Origin of the sequence: Pantoea sp. S62 (assembly GCF_016658625.1) — a bacterium.
GTDB classification, from domain to species: domain Bacteria; phylum Pseudomonadota; class Gammaproteobacteria; order Enterobacterales; family Enterobacteriaceae; genus Pantoea; species Pantoea vagans.
Genome location: NZ_JACVVI010000021.1, coordinates 24,756 through 47,587 on the forward strand (window position 1 = coordinate 24,756; position 22,832 = coordinate 47,587).

27 protein-coding genes are annotated in these 22,832 nt (G+C 52.6%); 19 read left to right on the forward strand and 8 right to left on the reverse strand.

Going from position 1 to position 22,832, the window contains the following annotated elements:
* The first annotated feature begins 122 nt into the window (after window positions 1-122).
* The gene (locus IBT54_RS22175) at window positions 123-1,919 is read left to right on the forward strand and encodes a hypothetical protein (RefSeq protein ID WP_201253082.1); all 1,797 of its coding nucleotides are present in this window, start codon (window positions 123-125) and stop codon (window positions 1,917-1,919) included.
* Between the two features lie 595 nt (window positions 1,920-2,514).
* Here the strand turns inward: IBT54_RS22175 and fliE are convergent.
* Entirely contained in the window at window positions 2,515-2,826 is a 312-nt protein-coding gene (gene fliE / locus IBT54_RS22180; protein WP_201253083.1) for a flagellar hook-basal body complex protein FliE, read from the reverse strand.
* Window positions 2,827-3,058: 232 nt separating this feature from the next.
* On the opposite strand from fliE, the gene fliF reads away from it, so the two are divergent.
* From fliF to IBT54_RS22255, 15 genes are all read left to right on the forward strand, one after another.
* Window positions 3,059-4,786 (forward strand): flagellar basal-body MS-ring/collar protein FliF, encoded by a 1,728-nt coding sequence (fliF, locus tag IBT54_RS22185; RefSeq protein WP_201253084.1) that lies wholly within the window; start codon window positions 3,059-3,061, stop codon window positions 4,784-4,786.
* Window positions 4,783-5,775, forward strand: a complete 993-nt coding sequence (gene fliG, locus IBT54_RS22190; RefSeq protein ID WP_013358282.1) for a flagellar motor switch protein FliG — start codon at window positions 4,783-4,785, stop codon at window positions 5,773-5,775. The genes fliF and fliG overlap by 4 nt, the downstream gene beginning before the upstream one ends.
* Window positions 5,768-6,460 (forward strand): flagellar assembly protein FliH, encoded by a 693-nt coding sequence (gene fliH / locus IBT54_RS22195; RefSeq protein WP_095707003.1) that lies wholly within the window; start codon window positions 5,768-5,770, stop codon window positions 6,458-6,460. The genes fliG and fliH overlap by 8 nt, the downstream gene beginning before the upstream one ends.
* Window positions 6,460-7,830 carry a flagellar protein export ATPase FliI gene (fliI, locus tag IBT54_RS22200; protein ID WP_013358284.1) on the forward strand — a complete coding sequence of 457 codons (1,371 nt, stop codon included), beginning with the start codon at window positions 6,460-6,462 and terminating at the stop codon, window positions 7,828-7,830. The genes fliH and fliI overlap by 1 nt, the downstream gene beginning before the upstream one ends.
* 19 nt (window positions 7,831-7,849) lie before the next feature.
* Window positions 7,850-8,293, forward strand: coding sequence for a flagellar export protein FliJ (gene fliJ / locus IBT54_RS22205; protein WP_003854478.1), 444 nt, complete (start codon window positions 7,850-7,852; stop codon window positions 8,291-8,293).
* Complete coding sequence (locus IBT54_RS22210) at window positions 8,290-9,558, forward strand: flagellar hook-length control protein FliK (protein WP_095707002.1); 1,269 nt, start codon at window positions 8,290-8,292, stop codon at window positions 9,556-9,558. Before fliJ ends, IBT54_RS22210 begins: the two co-directional genes overlap by 4 nt.
* 127 nt (window positions 9,559-9,685) lie before the next feature.
* A complete protein-coding gene (gene fliL / locus IBT54_RS22215; protein WP_013358286.1) occupies window positions 9,686-10,171 on the forward strand; it encodes a flagellar basal body-associated protein FliL in 486 nt (161 codons plus the stop codon).
* Between the two features lie 4 nt (window positions 10,172-10,175).
* A complete protein-coding gene (gene fliM, locus IBT54_RS22220) occupies window positions 10,176-11,183 on the forward strand; it encodes a flagellar motor switch protein FliM (RefSeq protein ID WP_013358287.1) in 1,008 nt (335 codons plus the stop codon).
* The gene (fliN, locus tag IBT54_RS22225) at window positions 11,176-11,586 is read left to right on the forward strand and encodes a flagellar motor switch protein FliN (protein ID WP_033783392.1); all 411 of its coding nucleotides are present in this window, start codon (window positions 11,176-11,178) and stop codon (window positions 11,584-11,586) included. The genes fliM and fliN overlap by 8 nt, the downstream gene beginning before the upstream one ends.
* 10 nt (window positions 11,587-11,596) lie before the next feature.
* Window positions 11,597-11,995 (forward strand): flagellar biosynthetic protein FliO, encoded by a 399-nt coding sequence (gene fliO / locus IBT54_RS22230; protein WP_013358289.1) that lies wholly within the window; start codon window positions 11,597-11,599, stop codon window positions 11,993-11,995.
* On the forward strand, window positions 11,995-12,726 hold the full coding sequence (gene fliP / locus IBT54_RS22235; RefSeq protein ID WP_031593200.1) for a flagellar type III secretion system pore protein FliP: 732 nt from the start codon (window positions 11,995-11,997) through the stop codon (window positions 12,724-12,726). The genes fliO and fliP overlap by 1 nt, the downstream gene beginning before the upstream one ends.
* Before the next feature lie 26 nt (window positions 12,727-12,752).
* Window positions 12,753-13,022: a flagellar biosynthesis protein FliQ gene (fliQ, locus tag IBT54_RS22240; protein WP_003854466.1), complete on the forward strand. Its 270-nt coding sequence runs from the start codon at window positions 12,753-12,755 to the stop codon at window positions 13,020-13,022.
* Window positions 13,022-13,807, forward strand: coding sequence for a flagellar biosynthetic protein FliR (gene fliR, locus IBT54_RS22245; protein WP_013358290.1), 786 nt, complete (start codon window positions 13,022-13,024; stop codon window positions 13,805-13,807). Before fliQ ends, fliR begins: the two co-directional genes overlap by 1 nt.
* A gap of 627 nt (window positions 13,808-14,434) precedes the next feature.
* Window positions 14,435-15,070, forward strand: coding sequence for a transcriptional regulator RcsA (gene rcsA, locus IBT54_RS22250; protein WP_013358291.1), 636 nt, complete (start codon window positions 14,435-14,437; stop codon window positions 15,068-15,070).
* A gap of 140 nt (window positions 15,071-15,210) precedes the next feature.
* A complete protein-coding gene (locus IBT54_RS22255; protein ID WP_201253085.1) occupies window positions 15,211-16,917 on the forward strand; it encodes a methyl-accepting chemotaxis protein in 1,707 nt (568 codons plus the stop codon).
* Window positions 16,918-17,021: 104 nt separating this feature from the next.
* Here IBT54_RS22255 and dsrB read toward each other — a convergent pair whose 3' ends face one another.
* Window positions 17,022-17,216 carry a protein DsrB gene (dsrB, locus tag IBT54_RS22260; RefSeq protein ID WP_201253086.1) on the reverse strand — a complete coding sequence of 65 codons (195 nt, stop codon included), beginning with the start codon at window positions 17,214-17,216 and terminating at the stop codon, window positions 17,022-17,024.
* 62 nt (window positions 17,217-17,278) lie between these two features.
* Window positions 17,279-17,437 (reverse strand): YqaE/Pmp3 family membrane protein, encoded by a 159-nt coding sequence (locus IBT54_RS22265; RefSeq protein WP_013358294.1) that lies wholly within the window; start codon window positions 17,435-17,437, stop codon window positions 17,279-17,281.
* A gap of 316 nt (window positions 17,438-17,753) precedes the next feature.
* Between IBT54_RS22265 and IBT54_RS22270 the strand changes: the two genes are divergently transcribed.
* From IBT54_RS22270 to IBT54_RS22280, 3 genes are all read left to right on the forward strand, one after another.
* A complete protein-coding gene (locus IBT54_RS22270; RefSeq protein ID WP_013358295.1) occupies window positions 17,754-17,987 on the forward strand; it encodes a DUF2525 domain-containing protein in 234 nt (77 codons plus the stop codon).
* Between the two features lie 354 nt (window positions 17,988-18,341).
* Window positions 18,342-19,133, forward strand: a complete 792-nt coding sequence (locus IBT54_RS22275; protein ID WP_201253087.1) for a mannosyl-3-phosphoglycerate phosphatase-related protein — start codon at window positions 18,342-18,344, stop codon at window positions 19,131-19,133.
* A 30-nt stretch (window positions 19,134-19,163) separates the two neighbouring features.
* Window positions 19,164-20,384, forward strand: coding sequence for a glycosyl transferase (locus IBT54_RS22280; RefSeq protein ID WP_013358297.1), 1,221 nt, complete (start codon window positions 19,164-19,166; stop codon window positions 20,382-20,384).
* Between the two features lie 85 nt (window positions 20,385-20,469).
* On the opposite strand, the gene IBT54_RS22285 is transcribed toward IBT54_RS22280, so the two are convergent.
* The 5 genes from IBT54_RS22285 to IBT54_RS22300 form a co-directional block, all read right to left on the reverse strand.
* The gene (locus IBT54_RS22285; protein WP_013358298.1) at window positions 20,470-20,649 is read right to left on the reverse strand and encodes a YodC family protein; all 180 of its coding nucleotides are present in this window, start codon (window positions 20,647-20,649) and stop codon (window positions 20,470-20,472) included.
* 182 nt (window positions 20,650-20,831) lie between these two features.
* Complete coding sequence (locus IBT54_RS25400) at window positions 20,832-20,963, reverse strand: hypothetical protein (RefSeq protein ID WP_003854444.1); 132 nt, start codon at window positions 20,961-20,963, stop codon at window positions 20,832-20,834.
* A gap of 33 nt (window positions 20,964-20,996) precedes the next feature.
* The gene (locus tag IBT54_RS22290) at window positions 20,997-21,908 is read right to left on the reverse strand and encodes a DUF808 domain-containing protein (protein WP_201253088.1); all 912 of its coding nucleotides are present in this window, start codon (window positions 21,906-21,908) and stop codon (window positions 20,997-20,999) included.
* Between the two features lie 10 nt (window positions 21,909-21,918).
* The gene (locus IBT54_RS22295) at window positions 21,919-22,194 is read right to left on the reverse strand and encodes a hypothetical protein (protein WP_033733066.1); all 276 of its coding nucleotides are present in this window, start codon (window positions 22,192-22,194) and stop codon (window positions 21,919-21,921) included.
* A 52-nt stretch (window positions 22,195-22,246) separates the two neighbouring features.
* The gene (locus tag IBT54_RS22300; protein ID WP_013358301.1) at window positions 22,247-22,726 is read right to left on the reverse strand and encodes a very short patch repair endonuclease; all 480 of its coding nucleotides are present in this window, start codon (window positions 22,724-22,726) and stop codon (window positions 22,247-22,249) included.
* Between the last annotated feature and the right edge of the window lie 106 nt (window positions 22,727-22,832).

Here is a 22,832-nt window from a genome sequence, read left to right on the forward strand (position 1 = left end):
ACGTTAATGTCTTTTCTTTTTCCTGTTATGCCATTTAATTAAGAGATGATTAATGCTAAAATCACATTAGCATACTGTAATATCTTTTTTTAAGTTATAATTTTTTGCTATAAGGACTTAAAGTGATCGTAATTAAAAGAGCATTTCCATTAGTTTATTTTCTATTTGGAGTCATTTTCTATACCTGGCTATCATATCAGTTCGGTTCAAATAGCGATAATATGTCTTCTCTTCTTATAGCCAAAGACTTAGCTAATGGGAACACCACGTTATCAGGATGGCACCTTTCAACTCAATCCTATCTTTTTTCAGATATTGTATGGACAGCGCTAGCTGTAAAATTAATTGGCTACACTCCTGCTTTATCACATATAATGCCAGCAATTTTTTATTCTATCCTTTCATATTTATCCATTAAGATTATCTCAATAAAAAACAAAAGTGGGCTATATTTAATAGCGCCAGTGATATTGATACCAACTTTCTTCAGCATTGCAAATGCTGTCGAGCTTAATATTCATGGTGGAATATATTTATTATCAGTTGTATGTTTATATTTACTTTCTAGTGAATCTCTTAAATCATCTATAGTTAAATTATTGCTGGTTTCATTATTATGTGGCATCTTTGCTGAATCGGATAAACTCCTCATTTTCATTTTCATCATTCCTTGTTTCATTTCATCTTCAATACATTATTTCTTTAAAAAGAAAAAGCAAGACTTACTCATTGCCCTGGCATGTTGTCTATCTATTATTTTTTATAAAGTTGCATCAATAATCCTGCCACTTTACTTTGAATATGACGTACCCGGCATAGGTGGCCCAACGGTTGCAACTATTCCGGCGATGCTCGACAATGCTACTCTTGCTTTCCAGGGTGTGCTTTATTACTTTGCAATAAATTTTAATGGCGATCCAATAAACATTGTCGTTTCAGCAATAAAATCGGTACTTCTGAGTATCTATGTAGTTCTTTTTATCAGGTCAGCTATCAAGAGCTTTGGTAAGTCACTTGTTGATACGCTTCTTATTTTTTCTGCAACTGTACCATTTGGTGCGTTTATTTTAAGCACTGTTGCTATTGATATCACGTCTACTAGATTCCTGTTCTTTTCCGTGTTAAGCGCAACATTACTTATTTCCAGAAATACAGCGATAAGTAAAAACTTTTATAAGGTAGCTTTAATAATCATTGCGGCTAGCAACCTTGCCTGGATTTACAAATCAAAGGAAACAGAAGAGAAATATTATGCAAGGCTGGGTGACTTCTTGCTGTCGCAGAATCTGTTACATGGATACGGGGAGTTCTGGAAGGCTTCGATACTGACATCTGTTAGTAAAGTTAACGTCTATCCTGTTTTTACTGATGGAACTGTCAGACCACGCTATTGGCTTTCCCGCGATGATTGGTATGAAAGAAACGGAAACTTCATCATTTCCCGAGATCAGGCAGAAATTGATACGGCTATTAATCAATTCGGAGAGCCGAAAAAGACTATTGATTTCCATGGAATGAAAATCCTTGTCTGGGACAAAATGCCGCTTCCCCCTAATGGCGTTTCTTTACAAAAAATCAAAGCAAATTCTTTACCCTTACGCAATTATAAGATTGATCCTGATGGTGGAATACATAGCGACGGAAATCAGGGATTTATGATTTCAGGTCCTTATGTCAAGCTTCGCAAGGGAGATTATAATATAGTCGTGTCAGGGCAAGTCTATAGCGGGCATCCAGAGGCAGAGATTTTTTCATCAAAGTCACTTATTTCTATTAAGCTGCCGATGACAAACCTCGGTGATAGGACTGTTATAAATTCTTCTTTCCATCTAGATAAGGATGTTGATGATTTTGAATTAAGAGTAAACGTAAAAGAAAAGGAAGAACTCAAAATTTACGGTTATTCAGTTTTTAAGTAATAAATGGCCCGCAAGGGCCATTTATTATTGTTTTGAAGTAGAGACTGCACTCTGATTTATATTATAAATTTAGCCCCTATTCATGGATGATAGGTTTTTATGCTCTAATCAAACATTATTTTGACTTGCGGCCAGATTTTCTGATTGAAGTAATCCCACATTCAGATTATCCAGCAATTTATAATATAAAAAATCTTAACTTCTCGGAGAGATAATACGCAGAAAAAGAAATCGAGAGAGAGTTACTTTTGTCTTTAGCCCTACTGTTAATGCTATCAATTATAAAAGAGATGACCATTTTACACCAGTGACGTGGAAAATAGCGATAAAAAAGTCGGGCTGACCTGGCATAAGCTTTGTCAGTCCCGACATATTCGTGTGTCATGATGTTTTTCAACTGGCAAAAATCTAAAGTCCAATGACAAGTTGAGAACATGCACATATGCATAGTTTGTCAGCTATATTAACTTTAGATTCAGTATAATATGTTGGCATTTTTGAGCATTGAGAACAAAAATACTAACGAAATGTCCTACCTAATGCACAGATGAAGCAACTAATCCTAATATCTCGTATTTTGAGTTCGTTAAAGAAACTAAACCTGCATATTCATAATTTCGCTATACGCCGACACCAGCTTGTTCCTGACCTGAATCCCCATCTGCATGGAGATGGATGATTTCTGCAGATCGACCATCACATCATTCAGCGCGATGCCGGGTTTCCCCATCTCGAAATCCTGCGCCTGGGTGCGTGCGGTGGTCTGCGTTTCGCTGATCTTATCCAGCGCCGCTTTCATGGTCGCACCGAAATCGATCTGATTAGTGGCTTCATTGCTGCGGTTACTGGCCTGCAGTGAGGTCGCCTGAAGCTGCTGCAGTACGCCGTCAATTGCCTGAATGGACATGAACGATACCTTATTAAAGAGGATGACATTTTTGATGTGAGGAAAAGTTAGCACGTTGTCAATGAGACAAAGCCGCTAAATGACAGCAAAAAACCTACCTTATCCAGCCATCGAATTTTGCTTATCGCCTAATAATGCCTGGCATTGAAGTGGAAATTTTATCTACGCAGGTCAGGGAGTCTGTTTTGCCATCTCAACTTACCCGGTCAATTACGTCAGGCAGGAATCGGTCATGAATGCGAGCACAGCCGCCACAACAGAACAAGAAAAGAAAGGCTTCGGTGACCTGCTCGCTCGCCTGCGCGCAAATCCGCGTATTCCTTTAATCGTCGCGGCGGCTGCCGTGGTGGCGATCGTGATCGCGATGGTGCTGTGGGCGAAGCAGCCCAGCTATAGCGTCCTTTATAACAACCTCACTGATGAAGATGGCGGCGCCATCGTCACCCAGCTGACGCAGATGAACATTCCCTACCGCTTTGCCGAAAATGGCGGCGCACTGATGGTGCCGGAAGCGAACGTGCATGAGCTGCGTCTGCGTCTGGCTCAGCAGGGTCTGCCAAAAGGCGGCTCGGTGGGCTTTGAGCTGCTGGATAAAGAGAAGTTCGGTATCAGCCAGTTCAGCGAGCAGGTTAACTACCAGCGCGCGCTGGAAGGCGAACTGGCCCGCACCATCGAATCACTGGGTCCGGTCAAAAGCGCCCGCGTTCATCTGGCGATGCCAAAACCAACCTTATTTGTGCGTGAGCAGAAAGCGCCATCCGCCTCTGTCACCTTAACCCTGCAGCCTGGCCGTGCGCTGGATGAAGGCCAGATTCAGGCCATCGCCCACATGGTTTCAAGCAGCGTCGCCGGTTTACCGCCGGGCAACGTCACCGTGGTCGATCAGACCGGTCGCCTGCTGACCCGTTCTGATAACGCCGGTCGCGATCTGAATGACGCGCAGCTGAAGTACTCTTCTGAAGTTGAAGCACGCTACCAGCAACGTATCGAAGCGATCCTGAATCCGATTCTCGGCCAGGGCAATGTGCATGCGCAGGTTACCGCGCAGATTAACTTCGACACCGCCGAGCAGACCGACGAGAAATATCAGCCTAACGCTAACCCGTCGAACACGGCGATCCGTTCGCGTCAGACCAGCACCAGCGACCAGTCAGGCAGCCCTTATCCGGGTGGCGTGCCAGGCGCACTCTCTAACCAGCCAGCGCCAGCCAACACCGCGCCGGTCACGACGCCAAACAACAATGCGGCCAACGGTCAGGCCGCGAATGGTCAGAACAATGCGGCGAACAACGCCAGCCAGACCACCAGCACTGCAGCAGCGAGCTCAGCACCCACCAACTCGCGCCGTGACGACACCGTGAACTACGAACTGGATCGCTCCATTCGTCATACCAAAGTTAACGTCGGTGACGTACAGCGTCTGTCGGTTGCGGTCGTCGTGAACTTCCGTGCAGATGATAAAGGCAAAGCGGTTGCGCTGAACGAGCAGCAGCTGAAGCAGATTGAAGACCTGACCCGCGAAGCGATGGGTTACTCCCAGACGCGTGGCGACAGTGTCAACGTCGTGAACTCGCAGTTCAACACCACTGAAGCAGTGACCGCCGATCTGCCCTTCTGGCAACAGCAGTCCTTCTTTGATCAGCTGATGAACGCCGGTAAGTGGCTGTTGATTGCCCTGGTAGCCTTTATTCTCTACCGCAAACTGGTTCGTCCGCACCTGGTTCGTAAGCAGGCCGCCGAGAAAGCTGCTGCCGAAGCCGTTGCTGCCCGCGCCGCTGCACAACAGCCAGAAGAAGAAGCCTTTAATGTACAGCTCAGCAAAGATGAGCTGGATCAGGAACGTAAGTCTAACAACCGCATGAGCGCAGAAGTGATGAGTCAACGCATCCGCGACATGTCAGAAAACGATCCGCGCGTTGTTGCGCTGGTGATTCGCGAATGGATGAGTAAAGAGCTATGAGTCTGACCGGAACCGAAAAAAGCGCCATCCTGATGATGACCATCGGCGAAGAGCGCGCTGCGGAAGTTTTCAAACACCTGAACCAGCGTGAAGTACAGCACCTCAGCGCGGCGATGGCCAACATGCGTCAGGTGTCACACAAGCAGCTGACTGAAATATTGCGTGAGTTCGAAACCGATGCTGAGCAGTTTGCTGCATTGAGCCTGAACTCCAACGAATACCTGCGTTCGGTCCTGACCCGGGCGCTGGGCGAAGAGCGTGCCTCCAGCCTGCTGGAGGACATTCTCGAAACACGCGAAACCACCAGCGGGATGGAAACGCTCAACTTTATGGAGCCGCAGGCGGCCGCCGACCTTATCCGCGACGAGCATCCACAGATCATCGCCACCATCCTGGTCCACCTCAAGCGTGGCCAGGCCGCCGATATTGTGGCGCTGTTCGACGAACGTCTGCGTCACGATGTGATGCTGCGTATCGCTACCTTTGGTGGTGTGCAGCCAGCCGCGCTGGCCGAACTGACCGAAGTGCTGAATGGCCTGCTGGATGGCACCAACCTCAAGCGCGCGAAGATGGGCGGCGTGAGAACCGCAGCCGAGATCATCAACCTGATGAAAACACAGCAGGAAGAGGCCGTTATCGAAGCGGTACGCGACTTCGATGGCGAACTGGCGCAGAAAATTATCGACGAGATGTTCCTGTTCGAAAACCTGGTGGAAGTGGACGACCGCAGCATCCAGCGCCTGTTGCAGGAAGTGGAGTCCGAGCAGCTGCTGGTTGCACTGAAAGGTTCCGAACAGCCTCTGCGCGAGAAGTTCCTCAAGAACATGTCAGCCCGTGCGGCCGATATCCTGCGCGACGATCTGGCCAACCGCGGTCCTGTACGTATGTCCGCAGTGGAGAACGAACAGAAAGCGATCCTGCTGGTGGTACGTCGCCTGGCCGAATCGGGCGAGATGGTGATTGGTGGTGGCGAGGAAACCTATGTCTGATGCATTTTCTGCCCGCCCCTGGCAGCTGTGGCAGCCTACTGATTTAGGCCGTTTTGACGAGCCTGAACCGGAGCTGCAGCCAGAAATTTACGAAGCTGAAGACGGCGTGGATGAGCAGCAACAGCAGCTCGAACGTCTGCAGCAGCAGATGCGCAAAGAGGCGCAGGGCCAGGGTTACAACGAAGGCTATCAGCAGGGTATGACCGAAGGTCAGAAAGCGGGCTACGACGCCGGTTTTCAGCAGGGACTGGTCGATGCCCAGCAGCAGCAGGCGCCGCTTCAGGCGCGGATGCAGCAGCTGGTGACGGAGTTCCAGAACACACTGGAGTCACTGGACAGCGTGATTGCTGCCCGTCTGATGCAGCTGGCGCTTGAAGCGGCTCGCTCGGTGATTGGGCAGGCCACTACGGTAGATGGCACCGCCCTGCTGCGCCAGATTCAGGGTCTGCTGCAGCAGGAACCGATGTTCAGCGGCAAACCGCAACTGCGTGTTCACCCGGACGACTTACAGCGTATTGAGCAGACTTTAGGTCCGACGCTGGACCTGCACGGCTGGCGGCTGATCGCAGACAGCACCCTGCACCCTGGCGGCTGCAAACTCAGCGCTGAAGATGGCGATCTGGATGCCAGCGTCGCAACGCGCTGGCAGGAACTCTGCCGCCTTGCCGCGCCGGGAGAAATCTGATGACCACCCGTCTGAACCGCTGGCTGGGCTCGCTCGACGCCTTTGAAAAACGCATTACCCAGGTGCAGCCGGTGCGCCGTTATGGCCGCCTGACCCGCGCGACTGGCCTGGTGCTGGAAGCGACCGGTTTACAGCTGCCGCTGGGTGCGACCTGCATCATCGAACGCAACGATGGCAAAACCATCAGCGAAATCGAAAGTGAAGTGGTGGGATTTAACGGTCAGAAACTGCTGATGATGCCACTGGAAGAAGTGGACGGCATTTTACCGGGTGCGCGGGTCTATGCGCGTCAGAATGGTGACAACCCGCAGGCGGGCAAACAGCTGATGCTGGGGCCGGAACTGCTTGGCCGCGTGCTCGACGGTAGCGGCCGGCCGCTGGACGGCCTGCCGTCGCCGGATACCGGCTATCGCGCACCGCTGATCACACCGCCGTTTAACCCGCTGCAGCGAACGCCGATTACCGACGTGCTGGATACCGGCGTGCGTGCCATTAATGCCCTGCTGACGGTCGGTCGCGGGCAGCGTATGGGTCTGTTTGCCGGTTCAGGCGTGGGGAAAAGCGTGCTGCTCGGCATGATGGCGCGCTACACCAAAGCGGACGTTATCGTGGTCGGTCTGATTGGCGAACGTGGCCGCGAAGTTAAAGATTTTATCGAAAACATTCTGGGTGCTGAAGGCCGCGCCCGTTCGGTGGTCATTGCTGCCCCGGCGGATGTGTCGCCGCTGCTGCGTATGCAGGGTGCCGCTTACGCCACCCGTATCGCTGAAGATTTTCGCGATCGCGGCAAGCATGTGCTGCTGATTATGGATTCACTGACCCGCTACGCCATGGCGCAGCGTGAGATCGCGCTGGCGATTGGTGAGCCTCCGGCGACCAAAGGCTACCCGCCTTCCGTGTTCGCTAAACTGCCTGCGCTGGTTGAGCGTGCCGGTAACGGCATCGACGGCGGCGGTTCGATCACCGCCTTCTATACCGTCCTGACCGAAGGCGACGATCAGCAGGATCCGATCGCGGACTCCGCGCGCGCCATCCTTGACGGTCACATCGTGCTGTCGCGTCGGCTTGGCGAAGCGGGTCACTATCCGGCTATTGATATCGAAGCCTCGATCAGCCGTGCGATGACCTCGCTGATCGATGAGAACCACTATGCGCAGGTGCGCCAGTTTAAGCAGTTGCTCTCCAGCTTCCAGCGTAACCGCGATCTGGTCAGCGTCGGGGCCTACGCCGCCGGCAGCGATCCGATGCTCGATAAAGCCATCAGGCTCTATCCGCAGATGGAAGCCTTCCTGCAACAGGGCATCTTTGAGCGCAGCGATTATGACGACGCCAGCCTGCATCTGCATGCGCTGTTTGGCTCGTCTCAGTAATTAACGCGAGGTAACGGCAATGAAAACTGCAAATGCCATTGATACGCTGCGCGACTTAGCGGAGCAGGATCTCGAACGTGCCGCCATCTATTTAGGCGATATGCGCCGCGGCCAGCACGCCGCTAACGAGCAGCTGACGATGCTGCTTGATTATCAGGACGAGTATCGCAATAAACTTAACGATGACATGTCGTCCGGCATCGCCAGCACCCGCTGGACGAACTATCACCAGTTTATTCAGACGCTGGAAAAAGCGATTGAGCAGCATCGCAACCAACTGAATAACTGGAATCAGCGACTGGAGCAGGCGCTGATCAACTGGCGCGACAAACAGCAGCGGCTGAACGCCTATCAGACCCTGATAACGCGGGCAGCGGAAAATGCATTACGACAGGAAAACCGTCTCGATCAGAAACGGATGGATGAATTTGCCCAACGGGCCGCATCGAGGAGAGGCGAATGATTACGCTGCCACACATTGGCATAAAAGCGGCGGCTAAAACCGACGCGGAACCATCAGGCGCGACGGACCTTGCAGCAGGGGCTGATGCCCTGCCAAAGGACTTTCTGACCACGCTGGGAAATCAGCTGGCAGGCCTGGTGAAGCAGCAGGGAAAAGCGGCGCAATCCGCTGATGTAAAAGCAGAAAATGTCGACGACGCCCGAGCGAAGGCGCCGCTGAATGCGCTGATGGCGGCACTGGATAATCCTGCTGAACTGACCGCCCTGTTTAAACCGGAAAATACTAAAGCTGGGTCAAAATCAGCCGATGATAAAGACAAGCCGGAGGCCACACCCTTAAGCGCCAGTGACATGCAGAATGTGCAGGCCCTGTTCGCCATGTTACCGGGTGCGGTAACGCCGACAGCGACGCCTTCGACGCCGGTCAGCAGTGAAGCAGGTGAGCTGATTGCCCAGACCGACACCGGCCGGAAAAGTCAGACCTCGCTGACACAATTGTTGAACAGCGCACAGCAGAGCCCTGCGCCGGGTAAAGATGAGAAGCACGACGCTAAAAGTGCCACACAGAACTCACCAGCCGTGAACAGCACTGCCAGTCAGAGTCAGCCCGCCGCGCAAAGTACGACCAGCAGCGGCCTGACGCTTGACAGCAGTTTCCAGCAGGCGCTGAGCAATATGGTGAAGCAGGATGATCAGAGTGCGATCAAAGCCAGCACCAGCGATAACGCGATCAGCGCCACACCGTTCGCCAGCGCCAGCAGCCTGCCCGCGCCGGTGACCGCCTCCGCGACCAGCAGCACCCCGTCCACCCCGATGCTGAATTCACAGCTGGGCAGCGACGAGTGGCAGCAGGCGCTGAGTCAGCAGATTGTGATGTTCAGCCGCAACGGCCAGCAGAACGCGGAGTTGCGTTTACATCCGGAAGACCTTGGCGCTATCCAGATCAGCCTGAAGCTGGATAACGACCAGGCGCAAATTAGTCTGGTTTCCAGCCATAGCCACGTCAGATCGGCACTGGAAGCCGCGATACCGCAGCTGCGCAGCGCGCTGGCAGAGAGCGGAATCAACCTGGGCGAGAGTCAGGTGAGCAGTGACAGTTCCGCGCAGGGCCAGCAATTCCAGCAACAACAGGAGGCGCGCCGCGATGGACAGCATGGCCGCTTCTCCCTCACCCAGGACAGTGACACCGACATTACGCCGATCGCCGTTCCCGCTGCCCTTCAGGCTCGCGTTAGCGGCAACAGCGCCGTCGACACTTTCGCCTGACAGCGGCAAACGCTGAAGGTAAGCGTAAAACCCGCGTCTTTTCTACCCATTGGTTTGACTTAAGACGCGGATAATCTGTCCCGTGAGCCGAGAGGCTTGCCCATAATTCACAGGAAGTAACTGCACCATGTCTGATAACGCGAAAGCAAAAGGCAGCAAACGTAAAATCTTAATACCAGTGTTGATCATTCTGACGCTGGCCGCTTGCAGCGTGGCAGGCTATGCAGTCTGGCGAATGATGAATAAACACGAGGGCGATAAGCCTGAGGTGGCGAAAGTTGAACCGCCTCCCGCTCCGGTCTTTTTTGCACTTGATACATTTACGGTTAACCTGGTCAATCCCGACAACGATCCTGACCGCGTGCTTTACGTAGGCTTTACCCTGCGTCTGGCCGATGAGGAGTCCCGGAGTCGGATGAATGACTATCTGCCTGAGGTGCGCAGCCGTCTGCTGCTGCTGCTCTCACGTCAGAGTGCTGCGGCGCTGGCGACAGAGCAAGGAAAACAGGCGCTTGTTGAACAAATCAAACAGGCGCTGACACCTCCGCTGGTAAAAGGTCAACCTCCGCAGGCCGTAAACGACGTGCTGTTTACTGCCTTCATTTTGAGGTGAATCAATGGGCGATAGCATTCTCTCCCAGGCTGAAATTGACGCCCTTTTAAACGGCGACAGTGGCAGCGCGGAAGAAGAAAAGAAACAAAACGGGCCGGAGGGCGATATTCGTCCTTACGACCCGAATACCCAGCGCCGCGTGGTGCGCGAGCGTTTGCAGGCGCTGGAGATTATTAACGAGCGTTTTGCCCGTAGTTTCCGTATGACGCTGTTTAACCTGCTGCGCCGTAGCCCGGATATCAGCGTCGGGGCGATCAAGATTCAGCCGTACCACGAGTTTGCCCGCAATCTGCCGGTGCCAACCAACCTGAATCTGATCCACCTGAAACCGCTGCGCGGCACGGCGCTGGTGGTGTTCTCACCCAGCCTGGTGTTTATCGCCGTCGACAACCTGTTTGGTGGTGACGGACGTTTTCCGACGAAAGTCGAAGGCCGTGAGTTTACCCATACCGAGCAGCGCGTTATCCGCCGCATGCTGAAGCTGGCGCTGGATGGTTACAGCGACGCATGGAAGGCTATTTATCCACTGGACGTCGAGTATGTACGTTCAGAGATGCAGGTGAAGTTCACCAACATCACCACTTCACCGAACGACATCGTGGTTAACACGCCGTTCCAGGTGGAGATTGGTAACCTGGTGGGTGAGTTTAATATCTGCATCCCGTTTTCAATGATTGAACCGCTGCGCGAGCTGCTGGTGAACCCACCGCTCGAAAACTCCCGTCAGGAAGATAACCACTGGCGCGATAACCTGGTCAAACAGGTGCAGCACTCTGAGCTGGAACTGATTGCTCACTTTGCCGAAACGTCACTGCGTCTGTCACGGATTCTGCAGCTGAAACCCGGTGATGTGCTGCCGATTGAGAAGCCGGAACGCATTATCGCCCATGTCGATAGCGTCCCGGTCTTAACCAGCCAATATGGCACGATGAATGGGCAATATGCGCTCCGTGTCGAACACCTGATCAACCCGATTCTGAATTCGCTTAACGAGGAACAGCCCCATGACTGACAGTAATAAACCGTCTGACGATATCTCTGCGGACGATCTGTGGGCTGAAGCGATGAACGAGCAGGTCGGCAGCAGCAGCAGTGCGCCGCAGACCGATGACGTCTTTAAGTCATTCGACAGCGGCAACGTTGCGGGATCGCTGCAGGATATCGATCTGATTATGGATATCCCGGTAAAACTTACCGTCGAACTGGGCCGCACCAAGATGACCATCAAAGAGCTGCTGCGCCTGACGCAGGGTTCGGTAGTCGCACTGGATGGCCTGGCAGGTGAGCCGCTGGATATCCTGATCAACGGTTACCTGATTGCACAGGGTGAAGTGGTGGTTGTGAACGACAAATATGGCGTTCGTATCACTGACATCATCACCCCGTCTGAACGTATGCGTCGCCTGAGTCGCTAAGAGTCACATTATGAATAGCCAGAATCAAACGCTGCAACCGGCTGCACCGCACGCACAGGCGATTTCGACCGGTTCAATGCTGGCCCAGGTCAGCAGCGTGTTAGCAGTGATTATTTTATTGATTCTGGCCTGCGCCTGGCTGGCACGCCGTGCCGGCTTTGCGCCGAAAAAGGTCAGCGGTCAGGAGCTGAAACTCACGGCCAGCGTCTCAGTGGGCCAGCGTGAGCGGGTGGTGATTATCGATACTGCTGATGCGCGTCTGGTGCTGGGCGTCACTGCCCAGCAGATTACTCATCTGCATACGCTGCCGCCGGGTGAGCCGGTCGCTGTGACGCCATCTGACCGTGCGCCACAGGATTTTCGTCAGCTGTTACAGAATCTGGTTAAACGTCCCGGAAAACCACAATGATGCGTCGACTGCTTCCTTTATTGCCACTGCTGCTACTGGCACCGGTTGCCCATGCCCAGCTGCCGGGCCTGGTGAGTCACTCGCTGCCTAACGGCGGTCAGAGCTGGTCACTGCCGGTTCAGACACTGGTCTTTATCACTGCGCTGACCTTTATTCCGGCCGTGCTGCTGATGATGACCAGCTTCACCCGTATCATCATTGTGTTTGGCCTGCTGCGAAATGCCCTGGGCACACCGTCGGCACCGCCTAACCAGGTGCTGCTCGGTCTGTCGCTGTTTCTGACTTTCTTTATTATGGCACCGACCTTCGACAAAATTTATCAGGATGCCTATCTGCCGTTCAGCCAGGACAAGATCAGCATGGATGTGGCGATTGATAAAGGTGCCCAGCCGCTGCGCGAGTTTATGCTGCGTCAGACCCGTGAAGCGGATTTAGCCCTGTTTGCCCGTCTGGCGAATACCGCGCCGATTGCCGGTCCTGAAGCAGTACCCATGCGTATTCTGCTGCCCGCCTATGTGACCAGCGAGCTGAAGACCGCGTTCCAGATTGGCTTTACCGTGTTTATCCCGTTCCTGATCATCGACCTGGTGGTCGCCAGCGTGCTGATGGCGCTGGGGATGATGATGGTTCCGCCAGCGTCCATTGCGCTGCCGTTTAAACTGATGCTCTTTGTTCTGGTCGATGGCTGGCAACTGCTGGTCGGTTCACTGGCGCAAAGCTTCTACTCCTGATCCCCCTTTTCTTACCGGAGCACGACATGACACCCGAATCAGTAATGGTAATGGGACAGGAAGCGATGCGCGTCGCCCTGATGCTGGCCGCCCCGCTGCTGCTGGCAGCCCTGGTCAGCGGTCTGCTGATTAGCCTGATCCAGGCCGCGACCCAGGTCAACGAACAGACCTTATCCTTTATTCCTAAGATCCTGGCGGTTGCCACCACCGGTATCATTGCCGGCCCGTGGATGCTGAATCTGCTGCTGGACTATATCCGCACCGTCTTTACCAACCTGCCTTATATCATCGGCTGATGATTACTCTCGACAGCAGCCAGCTGGTTCAGTGGGTCAGCCAGTTCTTCTGGCCACTGGTGCGTATCATGGCGTTGTTCGCCACCGCACCCATCCTCAATGAACGATCCGTCAGCAAACGTGTCAAAATCGGACTGGCCGTGATGATCACCTGGCTGCTGATGCCGCTGTTACCTGCTGTCAATGTGACCCTGTTTTCTCCTGCCGGATTCTGGCTGCTGATCCAGCAGATGCTGATTGGTATCGCACTGGGCTTTACCATGCAGTTTGCGTTTGCGGCTGTGCGCCTTGCCGGGGAAGTCATTGGTTTGCAGATGGGCATTTCGTTCGCCACCTTTTTTGACCCTGGCAGCCGTCTTAACATGCCGGTGCTGGCCCGTTTTCTCGACATGCTGGCCATGCTGCTGTTCCTGACCTTTAACGGACATCTTTGGCTGATCTCACTGCTGGCGGACAGTTTTCATACGCTGCCGATTGGCGGTCACCCGCTAAATGCGAACGCATTTATGGCGCTGGTGAAATCCGGCGGATTAATTTTCCTTAATGGCATGATGTTAGCGCTGCCCTTAATCGTTTTGTTACTCATGGTAAATCTGGTACTGGGTTTGTTAAACCGTGTTTCACCACAGTTATCAATCTTCGCAATTGGCTTCCCGATTACCTTATCAGTCGGAATTTTAACCATCAGCCTGCTGATGCCCCTGCTGGCCCCGTTCTGTGAGCATTTGTTCAGTGAAATATTTGATTTACTCGCCCTGTTTCTGACAGAACTATCCCGCCCCTGAACATTAAGTTTCTAACTACCTTCGCTCAACGACACTTAAGTATCGCAAAACCATCCGTGCATTTTCCGAACCATGTTTTCCAGAATGCAACTAAGGAAATTCTGATAAATGTGCTGAGAGTCTGAAAATAATTCTTATTAAACCGGGCTTCGCGTATTTTAGTTGGGTGGTTCACAGAAGCTGTCAGACTGTGAATGTGCAGGCAAAACCGGCAATGCACTGAATTTACAAGAAAAAAAACTTTAAGTGATTTTTCTTGTTAAAAAATGTTTTTTCCGGCATTGTCATCGCACGCTGAGACATCACACTTTCGTAAAACAAATGTTTTTGAGAATTGTCCTATCAGAAAACTTCCTGTTTTCAGGGATAGTGACACAGGTCTCAAAAAATGAGCTTTACTGAATCTCCGGCACTTCACTGGCATTCCCCGCCATTGCCGGAGAATGTGTGACGTCATGGCAGCACAAATTTTTTGCAGAACGGGTCAGGGATGAAGACTTTTACGGGCGTTTGCCTGTTGCCACACTGCACGAGCAGAATAAAAAAGTACCTAAGAAATCTCTCTCGTACCGCAACGCGTATTCATCGTTGATTTAAACGGATAACAAATTGGTGAGGGTCGCTATTATGCCAACTATTATTATGGATTCCTGCAACTACACACGCCTGGGATTATCAGACTACATGTCTTCAAAAGGAGTTAAGAAGAAAAATATCTCTTCTGTCTCCGATATTGAGCAACTACAGCAAAAATGTGAGCAATTAAATCCTGGTGTCGTCTTTATTAATGAAGATTGTTTCATTCATGAGTCAGATTCCAGTGAACGTATCCGCAGTATTATTACGCAGCATCCTGATACGCTGTTCTTTATATTCATGGCGATTAGTAATATCCATTTTGAGGAATATCTCTACGTTCGTAAGAACCTGATTATTACATCAAAATCGATGAAGACATCGACCCTGGATTCCTTACTCAGCACCTATTTGCAGAAGAAGCTTAACCAGTCTGCGCGCATCTCTTCGGGCATGGATGTTCACCCGCTGACGCTGAGCCAGACTGAGTCAAACATGCTGAAGATGTGGATGTCAGGTCATGACACCATTCAGATCTCAGATAAAATGCAAATTAAGGCCAAAACGGTATCGTCACACAAAGGTAATATTAAACGCAAAATCAAAACCCATAATAAACAGGTTATTTATCATGTGGTGCGTTTAACCGATAATGTGACCTCGGGTATTTACGTTAATATTCGCTGATCGTCAGACCTGAAGAACCGGCCTTAATGGCCGGTTTTTTTTGCGCTGAATTGGGAGCCAGGTCTCACTCTTGCCGCTAAGCCTTTACGCTCTTTTGCCGATGTTAAGCCTTATAACAACAGCCTCAAGAGAGCAAGGATATGAACACTGCATTAGATAATGATGGACAGAAAAGCGCTGGCATCTGGCAGAATCTCCGCCTGGTGCCGCTGTTTAGCCTGATCTTCGGCGGCATTTTGCTGCTGTTCGCACTCTGTATTGGTGTCGCCAGTTACTTTCTGATTTCAAGCAACCACTCCCTCGATGATGCCACGAACGAAATTCAGGTTCGTATGGGCCTCGCTAACAGTTCTAACCATCTGCGTACGGCACGCCTGACCATTATTCAGGCCGGTGCAGCCGCGCGTATTGGTGACATGGAAGAACTTCGCGCCAACGTGGCGGCGGCTGAAAAACGTATTCAGCAGGCTAAAGACGGCTTTGCTGTCTATCAGGCACGTGAAGTGAAGACCCCCGCTGACATGGAACTGGATACCACGCTGCAGGCACGCTTCAACGATTACATCAATAAAGGCCTGATACCGATGATCAACGCCGGTAAACAGGGCAGCTTTGAGGGCATTATCGCCCAGGAGACGGACGTTACCCGCAAGCTGGATGATGACTATAACGCGGTGTTACTGAAGGCAATCAAAATCCGTACTGACCGCGCCAGTGCGATTACCGCAGAAGCCGATCGTCAGTCGCGCATCGGTTTTATCTCGATGGCTGTGGCGTTTAGTGCCGCACTGGTGCTGGTCCTGATGACCTTCGTCTTCCTGCGCCGTGTAGTGATTAACCCGCTGCGTCAGTCTGTGCTGCGCATTGAACGCATTGCACAGGGTGATCTGACCTCTGCTCCTCTGCCCTTTGGCCGCAGTGAGATTGGTACATTGATCCACAATCTGCAACTGATGCAGCAGGCGCTGGTGACCACCGTCGGAACAGTTCGTGAGGGTGCCGTCGCGATTTATCAGGGCTCCAGCGAAATCTCCGCCGGTAACACCGATCTCTCTTCACGGACCGAGCAGCAGGCGGCAGCACTGGAACAAACCGCTGCCAGCATGGAACAGCTCACCGCCACGGTTAAACAAAACGCAGAGAATGCCCATCACGCCAGCCAGCTGGCCGCGGATGCCTCTGGCAAAGCGCGCAGCGGGGGTGATCTGGTCAATAGCGTGGTGAAAACCATGACCAACATTTCCGGCAGCTCGAAGAAAATCGCTGAGATTACCAACGTCATTAACAGTATCGCGTTCCAGACCAACATCCTGGCGCTGAACGCAGCGGTTGAAGCTGCGCGTGCCGGAGAACAGGGTCGCGGCTTTGCGGTGGTAGCAAGCGAAGTGCGCAATCTGGCCCAGCGCAGTGCGCAGGCGGCTAAAGAGATTGAATCCCTGATTGCTGAGTCGGTTACGCTGATTAATGACGGGTCGCATCAGGTTGGCGCAGCGGGCAGCACTATGGGTGAGATTGTCGAGGCGGTACGTCGCGTCACCGATATCATGTCGGAGATCGCAGCGGCATCGGACGAACAGAGCCGGGGTATTCAGCAGGTGAGCCAGGCGGTCACTGAGATGGACAACGTCACTCAGCAGAACGCCTCACTGGTGGAAGAAGCCTCTGCGGCAGCGGCCTCGCTGGAAGATCAGGCGGGCAAACTGACACAGGCGGTGGCGGCATTCCGTCTGCAGGATTCGCCTGCCACGAAAAGTGTGGCCGCGCGCGTCACTTCACCAGCCAGAACACCCGCTCTGACACCGCGTCCGGCGCTGGCCACCGGTAGTGATAACTGGGAAACCTTCTGACGCCATGCTGGTAATCATCAGCGACTGTCATCAACGGCAGCGGCGCTGAACGCAAAAAGCCCCGTTACGCTATGCGTAACGGGGCTTTTTTATGCACGTCAGGTTCAGGCGTCGTGGTAAGGCTCGACGAAAATGCCATCCGGTTGCTGCGTTTCATTAAAAAACCAGATGCCGAGTGGATAGTCTTCCAGCGCGACCAGAAACATAGTGCCTTCGTTAAACGACTCCATAGCCAGAATGGTGCCAACGCGACGCGGGCCGCCATCGGTTTTGACGCTGACGCGGTCATTTACCTTCATTTCGGTTCTCCTGATTATTTACTGCGTACAGTCTAAACGAAGAACCGGCGCGATGCAGCGCGTTAGCGACGGGCAATGACCCAGACGGCATGAACGATACCAGGGATATAACCACAGATCGTCAGCAGAATATTCAGCCAGAAAGCACCACCAAAACCGACCTGCATGAATACGCCCAGCGGTGGCAGCAGAATTGCGATAATAATTCTCAAGATGTCCATAACCATTCCTTTAGGTATTGAAAAAAATCAGCTTTATCATCAACTATAGCTGAATCTGCTCTGTTCAGGGGCAAAGTCAGGTAAATCTGAGTAAGGACCATTTTTGCAATTTCTTAACATTTCACCGCAAGACTTCTTACGCACCTGGCCTTTACACTCCCTCTACTGCACCACCCCCATAGGTGCAGCCACAACCTAAAGTAACAAGGATTTTGCCCGCGCAGCGCGGGCTTTTTTTTGCCTGCGATCTGCCCGATCTCCTCTTTCTGCCCGGCGTTCTATACTGATTATTCTGTTTGCTCTCAGGAGTCAGAAAATGACAGACGAAAAGCAGCACACCGATATGCCGGCGTCCGATCTGAAGGTAGATGTTGAGGGTTTACTGGCGGCGATTCAGGCGAAAACGTCAGGAGAGATACGGGAATATATGGAGCAGGGCCAGATGCCACGGCTTGAAGTTGAAGGCCAGATTTTTCACTCGTATACCGAACTGGCAGAAGCGTTTGAAATCGACATCTGTGACTATCGCGCCTATGAAGCTAACCGCTGAAATCGATTTCAAAAAAATACCCGGCGGGAAGGCCGGGTAAAAATTCAATTCGTTACACCAGGGAATTCTTAACACCTCTGCAGATTACGCGAACGCGTCACCAAAACAAGTATCAGATATGCACGTTTCTGCAACGAACCGGGTCGTTATGGGGCAATAGTTACCGAAAACACCGCGCCTGCCAGTGACTTAGCGCCTGCACACTTCCTGCATCCCTCGCTTTTCCCCCTTTCCTTTTTAAGATTTATCCTGGATTTTCACTCAGCGTGGCAGGAAAAAAAGTGTGAGCCATATTCAACTATAATATTGAAAAATCGCTGCTTTAGCCGCGAACGTGATGAAAGGAGCCTGTTAATGCCCGATCTTCAACAGCCGTTAATGATTATTACCGATCTCGATGGTTCCCTACTCGACCACCATACCTATCGCTGGGATGCGGCCACGGAGTGGCTCACCACCCTGAAACAGTCCGCCGTTCCGCTGGTGATCTGTTCCAGTAAGACGGCAGCCGAAGTCATTCCGCTGCAAAAAAAACTGGGGATCAATGGTTTACCCTTTATTGCCGAAAACGGTGCCGTGGTCCAGACGCAGGATCAGCAGCGTATCCGTCTGCCTGATAATACGCTGACTTATGACGCACTCTGCCAGCGGCTGGCCGCATTGAAAACAGCCTACCGTTTTACCGGCTTTCATGACTTCTCCGATCCGGAAGTGGCCTCAATGACCGGACTGAGTGAGGCAGATGCCGCGCTGTCACGCCAGCGCGACGCGTCTGAAGTGATTGTCTGGCGCGACAGTGACGAGGCTTTCGATAGCTTTCAGGATGTACTGGGTGCTGAAGGGCTGGCACTGACGCAGGGCGGCCGTTTCTGGCATGTGATGCCAGCAGGCTGCGGCAAAGGCGAAGCGCTGCGCTGGCTGCTGGACCATTCTCCCGGTGAAGCGCCCATCACAATTGGCCTCGGTGACGGGCCGAATGATGCGCCGATGCTGGATGCAGTAGATTATGCCGTAGTGATTAAGGGCTACAGTAAAACACCGGTAACACTCAGCCGGACCGATCAGCAGCAGGTCTATCACACCGCTCACCATGGCCCCGAAGGCTGGCGTGAAGGACTGGACTATTTTTTGACTCAACCTCAATAAGCTGCCCACGGGCATTAAAAGGATGATGCGATGAGTGACTTTTATCAGAATGGCGTAATCACCAACTTCCACAACCTTACCCACCGCAGCGTGGAGTCGCTGGAAAAAGAGATGGTACGCTTTGCCCGCAAACGCAAAATGGGGCTGATCCTGCCATCGCTGTTTTCTGAACTTGAAGGCCCGGCGCTGACGAAAATCGTCGATGAGCTGGCGAAAGTGCCCTATCTGGATGAGATCGTGATTGGTCTGGATCGGGCCGACCGCGACCAATTCCTGTTTGCCCGCGAGTTCTTCTCCCGCCTGCCGCAACGGCATCGCATTCTGTGGAACGACGGCCCGCGTCTGAAAGCCATTGATGCAGAACTGGATAAAGAGGGTCTGTCGCCCACTAATCCCGGCAAAGGGCGCAACGTCTGGTTCTGCACCGGCTATACGCTGGCGTCGGACCGCACCAGCTGCGTGGCGCTGCATGACTGCGATATCGTGACCTATGAGCGCGGCATGCTGGCGCGTCTGCTCTACCCGCTGGCTAACCCGGCGTTTCAGTATGAGTTCTGTAAGGGCTTCTATGCGCGCGTCGCGGATGGCAAGCTTAACGGCCGCGTCGGACGTCTGCTGGTCGGGCCGCTGCTGCGCTCATTGCAGAAAGTCTATGGTCATTCGGAATACCTGGATTACCTGACAAGCTTCCGCTATCCGCTCTCCGGCGAGTTCGCCATGCGAACGCATGTGCTGAACGGCATCAAAATTCCTGGCGACTGGGGTCTGGAGATTGGCGTGCTGTCGGAGATTTACCGTAACTACACCACCCGCCAGTCGTGCCAGGTTGAGATAGCCGATAACTACGATCACAAGCATCAGCCGCTGGCCGAAGATGATGGCACCGGCGGCCTGAAGCGCATGAGCAGCGATATCGTCCAGTCCCTGCTGCGTAAGCTCGCGACCATGGGTGTGCCGCTGACCAGCGATTCATTCCGGGTGCTGAAGGCAACCTATTACCGTAATGCGCTGGATATGATGGAGACCTATAACCACGAGGCGGCAATGAACGGACTGAAGTTTGATCAGCACGTCGAAGAGGCCGCGGTGGAGATGTTTACTCAGTCGATTCTGGAAGCGGGACAGGCGTTTATTGAACGTCCTAACGATAAGCCGTTTATACCCAGCTGGAGTCGGGTTCAATCGGCGTTCCCGGATGTATTGCAGCGCATCTATCAGGCGGTTGAAGAGGATAATGACGGTAACGTCTGAAACAGGGCGGCACAGGGAGTGTGCCGGGCCTCAGGCAGTCAGAAACCGGGCCTGTCGGGTCATCTGACCCTCAGGCCTGAGGCCCTCAGCTTGCCAGTTGTTGCGCAGGATTCAGCGCGCAAAGTTCATCACTGCGAAAAGCCTCGCTGCGCACGGCATAGCCGTCATACCAGCGGCATTCCACCATGCCACTGGCGTAGCCGGTCACCACCATCGTGTGACCTTCTTCCTTGTGCTGCACTTCTTCACTGATTGCGAAAACCATGGGGCGCTCCTTTCATGCGTGTTATTAACCTGAGTGACTATTTTCTTTATAGCAGGCAAAGCCAACCCTTGCCTGTTAAGGCACGCAAAAAACGGGCAAATTCAGAATTAAGCAGCTGGATATGCGGAAAATAAAAAAAGCGGATAAAACTTATCCGCTTTGATGAAGTGTTGACGCTGACGTCAGATTTTACAGCCTTCGCAATCGGCTTCGTCACCGAGATCATCCGGCACTTCGCTGGCTTTTTTCTCTGCTTTCGCTTCAGCCTGCTCAAGCTGTGCGTCGATATCAAATTCAAACATGTCGTCGTTCATCGTCATTCTCCTGACCGTAAATCACAGTGCGCTTTATACCGATTTTCCGCGCACTCTGGCAATAAGGTTGACCACTAACAGCACGATCGACCCAATGATAAAGCCCAGCACCAGGTTTGCGCCGTTGCTAAGCAGCATCACGATCCAGCCGCTGAATCCGCCGCTGACTTCCTCAATCAGATGATGCAGCGGCGCAATGCCATGCACCACGATACCGCCGCCGACCAGGAACATCGCCAGAGTGCCGACCACCGAGAGAATCTTCATCAGCCAGGGCGCGGCGGCCAGCAGCACGCTACCAATACCCTGCGCAACGCGCGACGGTTTCTCACGCAGCCAGAAGCCAAGATCATCAATTTTTACGATGCCCGCTACGATGCCGTAGACGCCAATGGTGACCAGAATGGCGATGCCCGCCAGGATGATCACCTGGTTGAGCAGCGGCGCTTCCGAGACAATCCCTAAGGTAATCGCAACAATTTCTGCCGAGAGGATGAAATCAGTGCGCACCGCACCTTTGATTTTTTTCTTCTCATACTCTGCCGCGTTCTGATTCGCCAGCGAATCAAGGCGCTGCTGACGTGCTTCCGGTGATTTGCTCTGCTTGTCGTGCTGCAGACTGTGCATCACCTTTTCCACGCCTTCATAGCAGAGATAGGCACCGCCCAGCATCAGCAATGGCGTGATCAGCCAGGGCGCAAACGCAGAAATAATCAGCGCCAGCGGCACCAGAATAAGTTTGTTGAGAAACGATCCTTTCGCCACGCCCCACACCACGGGCAACTCACGGTTGGCTTTTACGCCGGTAACCTGCTGTGCATTCAGCGACAAATCATCGCCCAGTACGCCAGCGGTCTTTTTTGCCGCCACTTTTCCCATGACGGAAATATCGTCCAGAAGTGTTGCAATATCATCAAGTAAAGTCAGTAAACTGGTGCCCGCCAAAATCTTATCCTTAGTCTGGTTCGTTATGTTGACAACATGGGCAGCGCTCAATTTCCGTTACGGTCATCTCAGCGATGCCCTCACAATCCCACTCCACCCGCACCGCATCACCTTCTGCGCCTTCAGCATGCAGGTATTTGCTGACCGGGCTTTCGGTCATGCCGGTGATTTCCTCCGTAGCGATAAGCCTGTCGCCGCAATAGACCCGCGCAGTGGCTTTAGTGTTCACCATCCGCTCGTCACGAATCTGGTAAAGGCGTTTAACCGTCAGTTTTATGCTGCTCATGTCAGGCTCCTGGCCACGGAGAAAGCGCAGATCTAACCAATTATGGTCCTGATTAGCAATCCGCGTTGTAATGATGAATGCCCTGATGGTCGATCTCGGCACTCTCCGACATCGCCAGCAACCACTCCTCCAGCCGTTCCAACAGATCCTGATCCGCCAGGCGCAGTTTGCCACGTAGCGCACATTCCCAGATGATCAGCACCTTCCAGCCGCTTTCCTGGAGCTGGCGCACATAACGCCGGTCACGTTCAACATTGCTGTTGATTTTCCCGGTCCAGAATTCCGTGCGCGTCGCCGGCAGCTTAAACAGATAGCAGTGATGACGATGCCAGAAGCAGCCATGAACAAAAATAATCGCCTGCTGTTCGGTCAGGACAAAATCAGGCCGTCCCGGCAGGTTTTTATCCTGCACGCGAAAGCTGAATCCCCGATCTTTCAGCAACAGCGCAATACGTTGCTCAATGGCCGTATCCTGAGCGCGAATGGCACGCATATTTTTACTGCGTGTTTCGCTGGAGTGAACATCAGCCATAACTTCTCCTTTTTTGCTGGTTCTGTAACTTTAGCCTGCGCCACGAAAAGCGAAAGCCGCTGCCGGGCGACTTCGGATATTACGCCGCAAAAACAGAACTTTCCGG

Bases quoted from the DNA above. Each gene is read 5' to 3' on its own strand.
- fliE (WP_201253083.1), bottom strand. From the start codon at position 2,826: ATGTCCATTCAGGCAATTGACGGCGTACTGCAGCAGCTTCAGGCGACC.
- fliF (WP_201253084.1), top strand. From the start codon at position 3,059: ATGAATGCGAGCACAGCCGCCACAACAGAACAAGAAAAGAAAGGCTTC.
- fliG (WP_013358282.1), top strand. From the start codon at position 4,783: ATGAGTCTGACCGGAACCGAAAAAAGCGCCATCCTGATGATGACCATC.
- fliH (WP_095707003.1), top strand. From the start codon at position 5,768: ATGTCTGATGCATTTTCTGCCCGCCCCTGGCAGCTGTGGCAGCCTACT.
- fliI (WP_013358284.1), top strand. From the start codon at position 6,460: ATGACCACCCGTCTGAACCGCTGGCTGGGCTCGCTCGACGCCTTTGAA.
- fliJ (WP_003854478.1), top strand. From the start codon at position 7,850: ATGAAAACTGCAAATGCCATTGATACGCTGCGCGACTTAGCGGAGCAG.
- IBT54_RS22210 (WP_095707002.1), top strand. From the start codon at position 8,290: ATGATTACGCTGCCACACATTGGCATAAAAGCGGCGGCTAAAACCGAC.
- fliL (WP_013358286.1), top strand. From the start codon at position 9,686: ATGTCTGATAACGCGAAAGCAAAAGGCAGCAAACGTAAAATCTTAATA.
- fliM (WP_013358287.1), top strand. From the start codon at position 10,176: ATGGGCGATAGCATTCTCTCCCAGGCTGAAATTGACGCCCTTTTAAAC.
- fliN (WP_033783392.1), top strand. From the start codon at position 11,176: ATGACTGACAGTAATAAACCGTCTGACGATATCTCTGCGGACGATCTG.
- fliO (WP_013358289.1), top strand. From the start codon at position 11,597: ATGAATAGCCAGAATCAAACGCTGCAACCGGCTGCACCGCACGCACAG.
- fliP (WP_031593200.1), top strand. From the start codon at position 11,995: ATGCGTCGACTGCTTCCTTTATTGCCACTGCTGCTACTGGCACCGGTT.
- fliQ (WP_003854466.1), top strand. From the start codon at position 12,753: ATGACACCCGAATCAGTAATGGTAATGGGACAGGAAGCGATGCGCGTC.
- fliR (WP_013358290.1), top strand. From the start codon at position 13,022: ATGATTACTCTCGACAGCAGCCAGCTGGTTCAGTGGGTCAGCCAGTTC.
- rcsA (WP_013358291.1), top strand. From the start codon at position 14,435: ATGCCAACTATTATTATGGATTCCTGCAACTACACACGCCTGGGATTA.
- IBT54_RS22255 (WP_201253085.1), top strand. From the start codon at position 15,211: ATGAACACTGCATTAGATAATGATGGACAGAAAAGCGCTGGCATCTGG.
- dsrB (WP_201253086.1), bottom strand. From the start codon at position 17,216: ATGAAGGTAAATGACCGCGTCAGCGTCAAAACCGATGGCGGCCCGCGT.
- IBT54_RS22265 (WP_013358294.1), bottom strand. From the start codon at position 17,437: ATGGACATCTTGAGAATTATTATCGCAATTCTGCTGCCACCGCTGGGC.
- IBT54_RS22270 (WP_013358295.1), top strand. From the start codon at position 17,754: ATGACAGACGAAAAGCAGCACACCGATATGCCGGCGTCCGATCTGAAG.
- IBT54_RS22275 (WP_201253087.1), top strand. From the start codon at position 18,342: ATGCCCGATCTTCAACAGCCGTTAATGATTATTACCGATCTCGATGGT.
- IBT54_RS22280 (WP_013358297.1), top strand. From the start codon at position 19,164: ATGAGTGACTTTTATCAGAATGGCGTAATCACCAACTTCCACAACCTT.
- IBT54_RS22285 (WP_013358298.1), bottom strand. From the start codon at position 20,649: ATGGTTTTCGCAATCAGTGAAGAAGTGCAGCACAAGGAAGAAGGTCAC.
- IBT54_RS25400 (WP_003854444.1), bottom strand. From the start codon at position 20,963: ATGAACGACGACATGTTTGAATTTGATATCGACGCACAGCTTGAGCAG.
- IBT54_RS22295 (WP_033733066.1), bottom strand. From the start codon at position 22,194: ATGAGCAGCATAAAACTGACGGTTAAACGCCTTTACCAGATTCGTGAC.
- IBT54_RS22300 (WP_013358301.1), bottom strand. From the start codon at position 22,726: ATGGCTGATGTTCACTCCAGCGAAACACGCAGTAAAAATATGCGTGCC.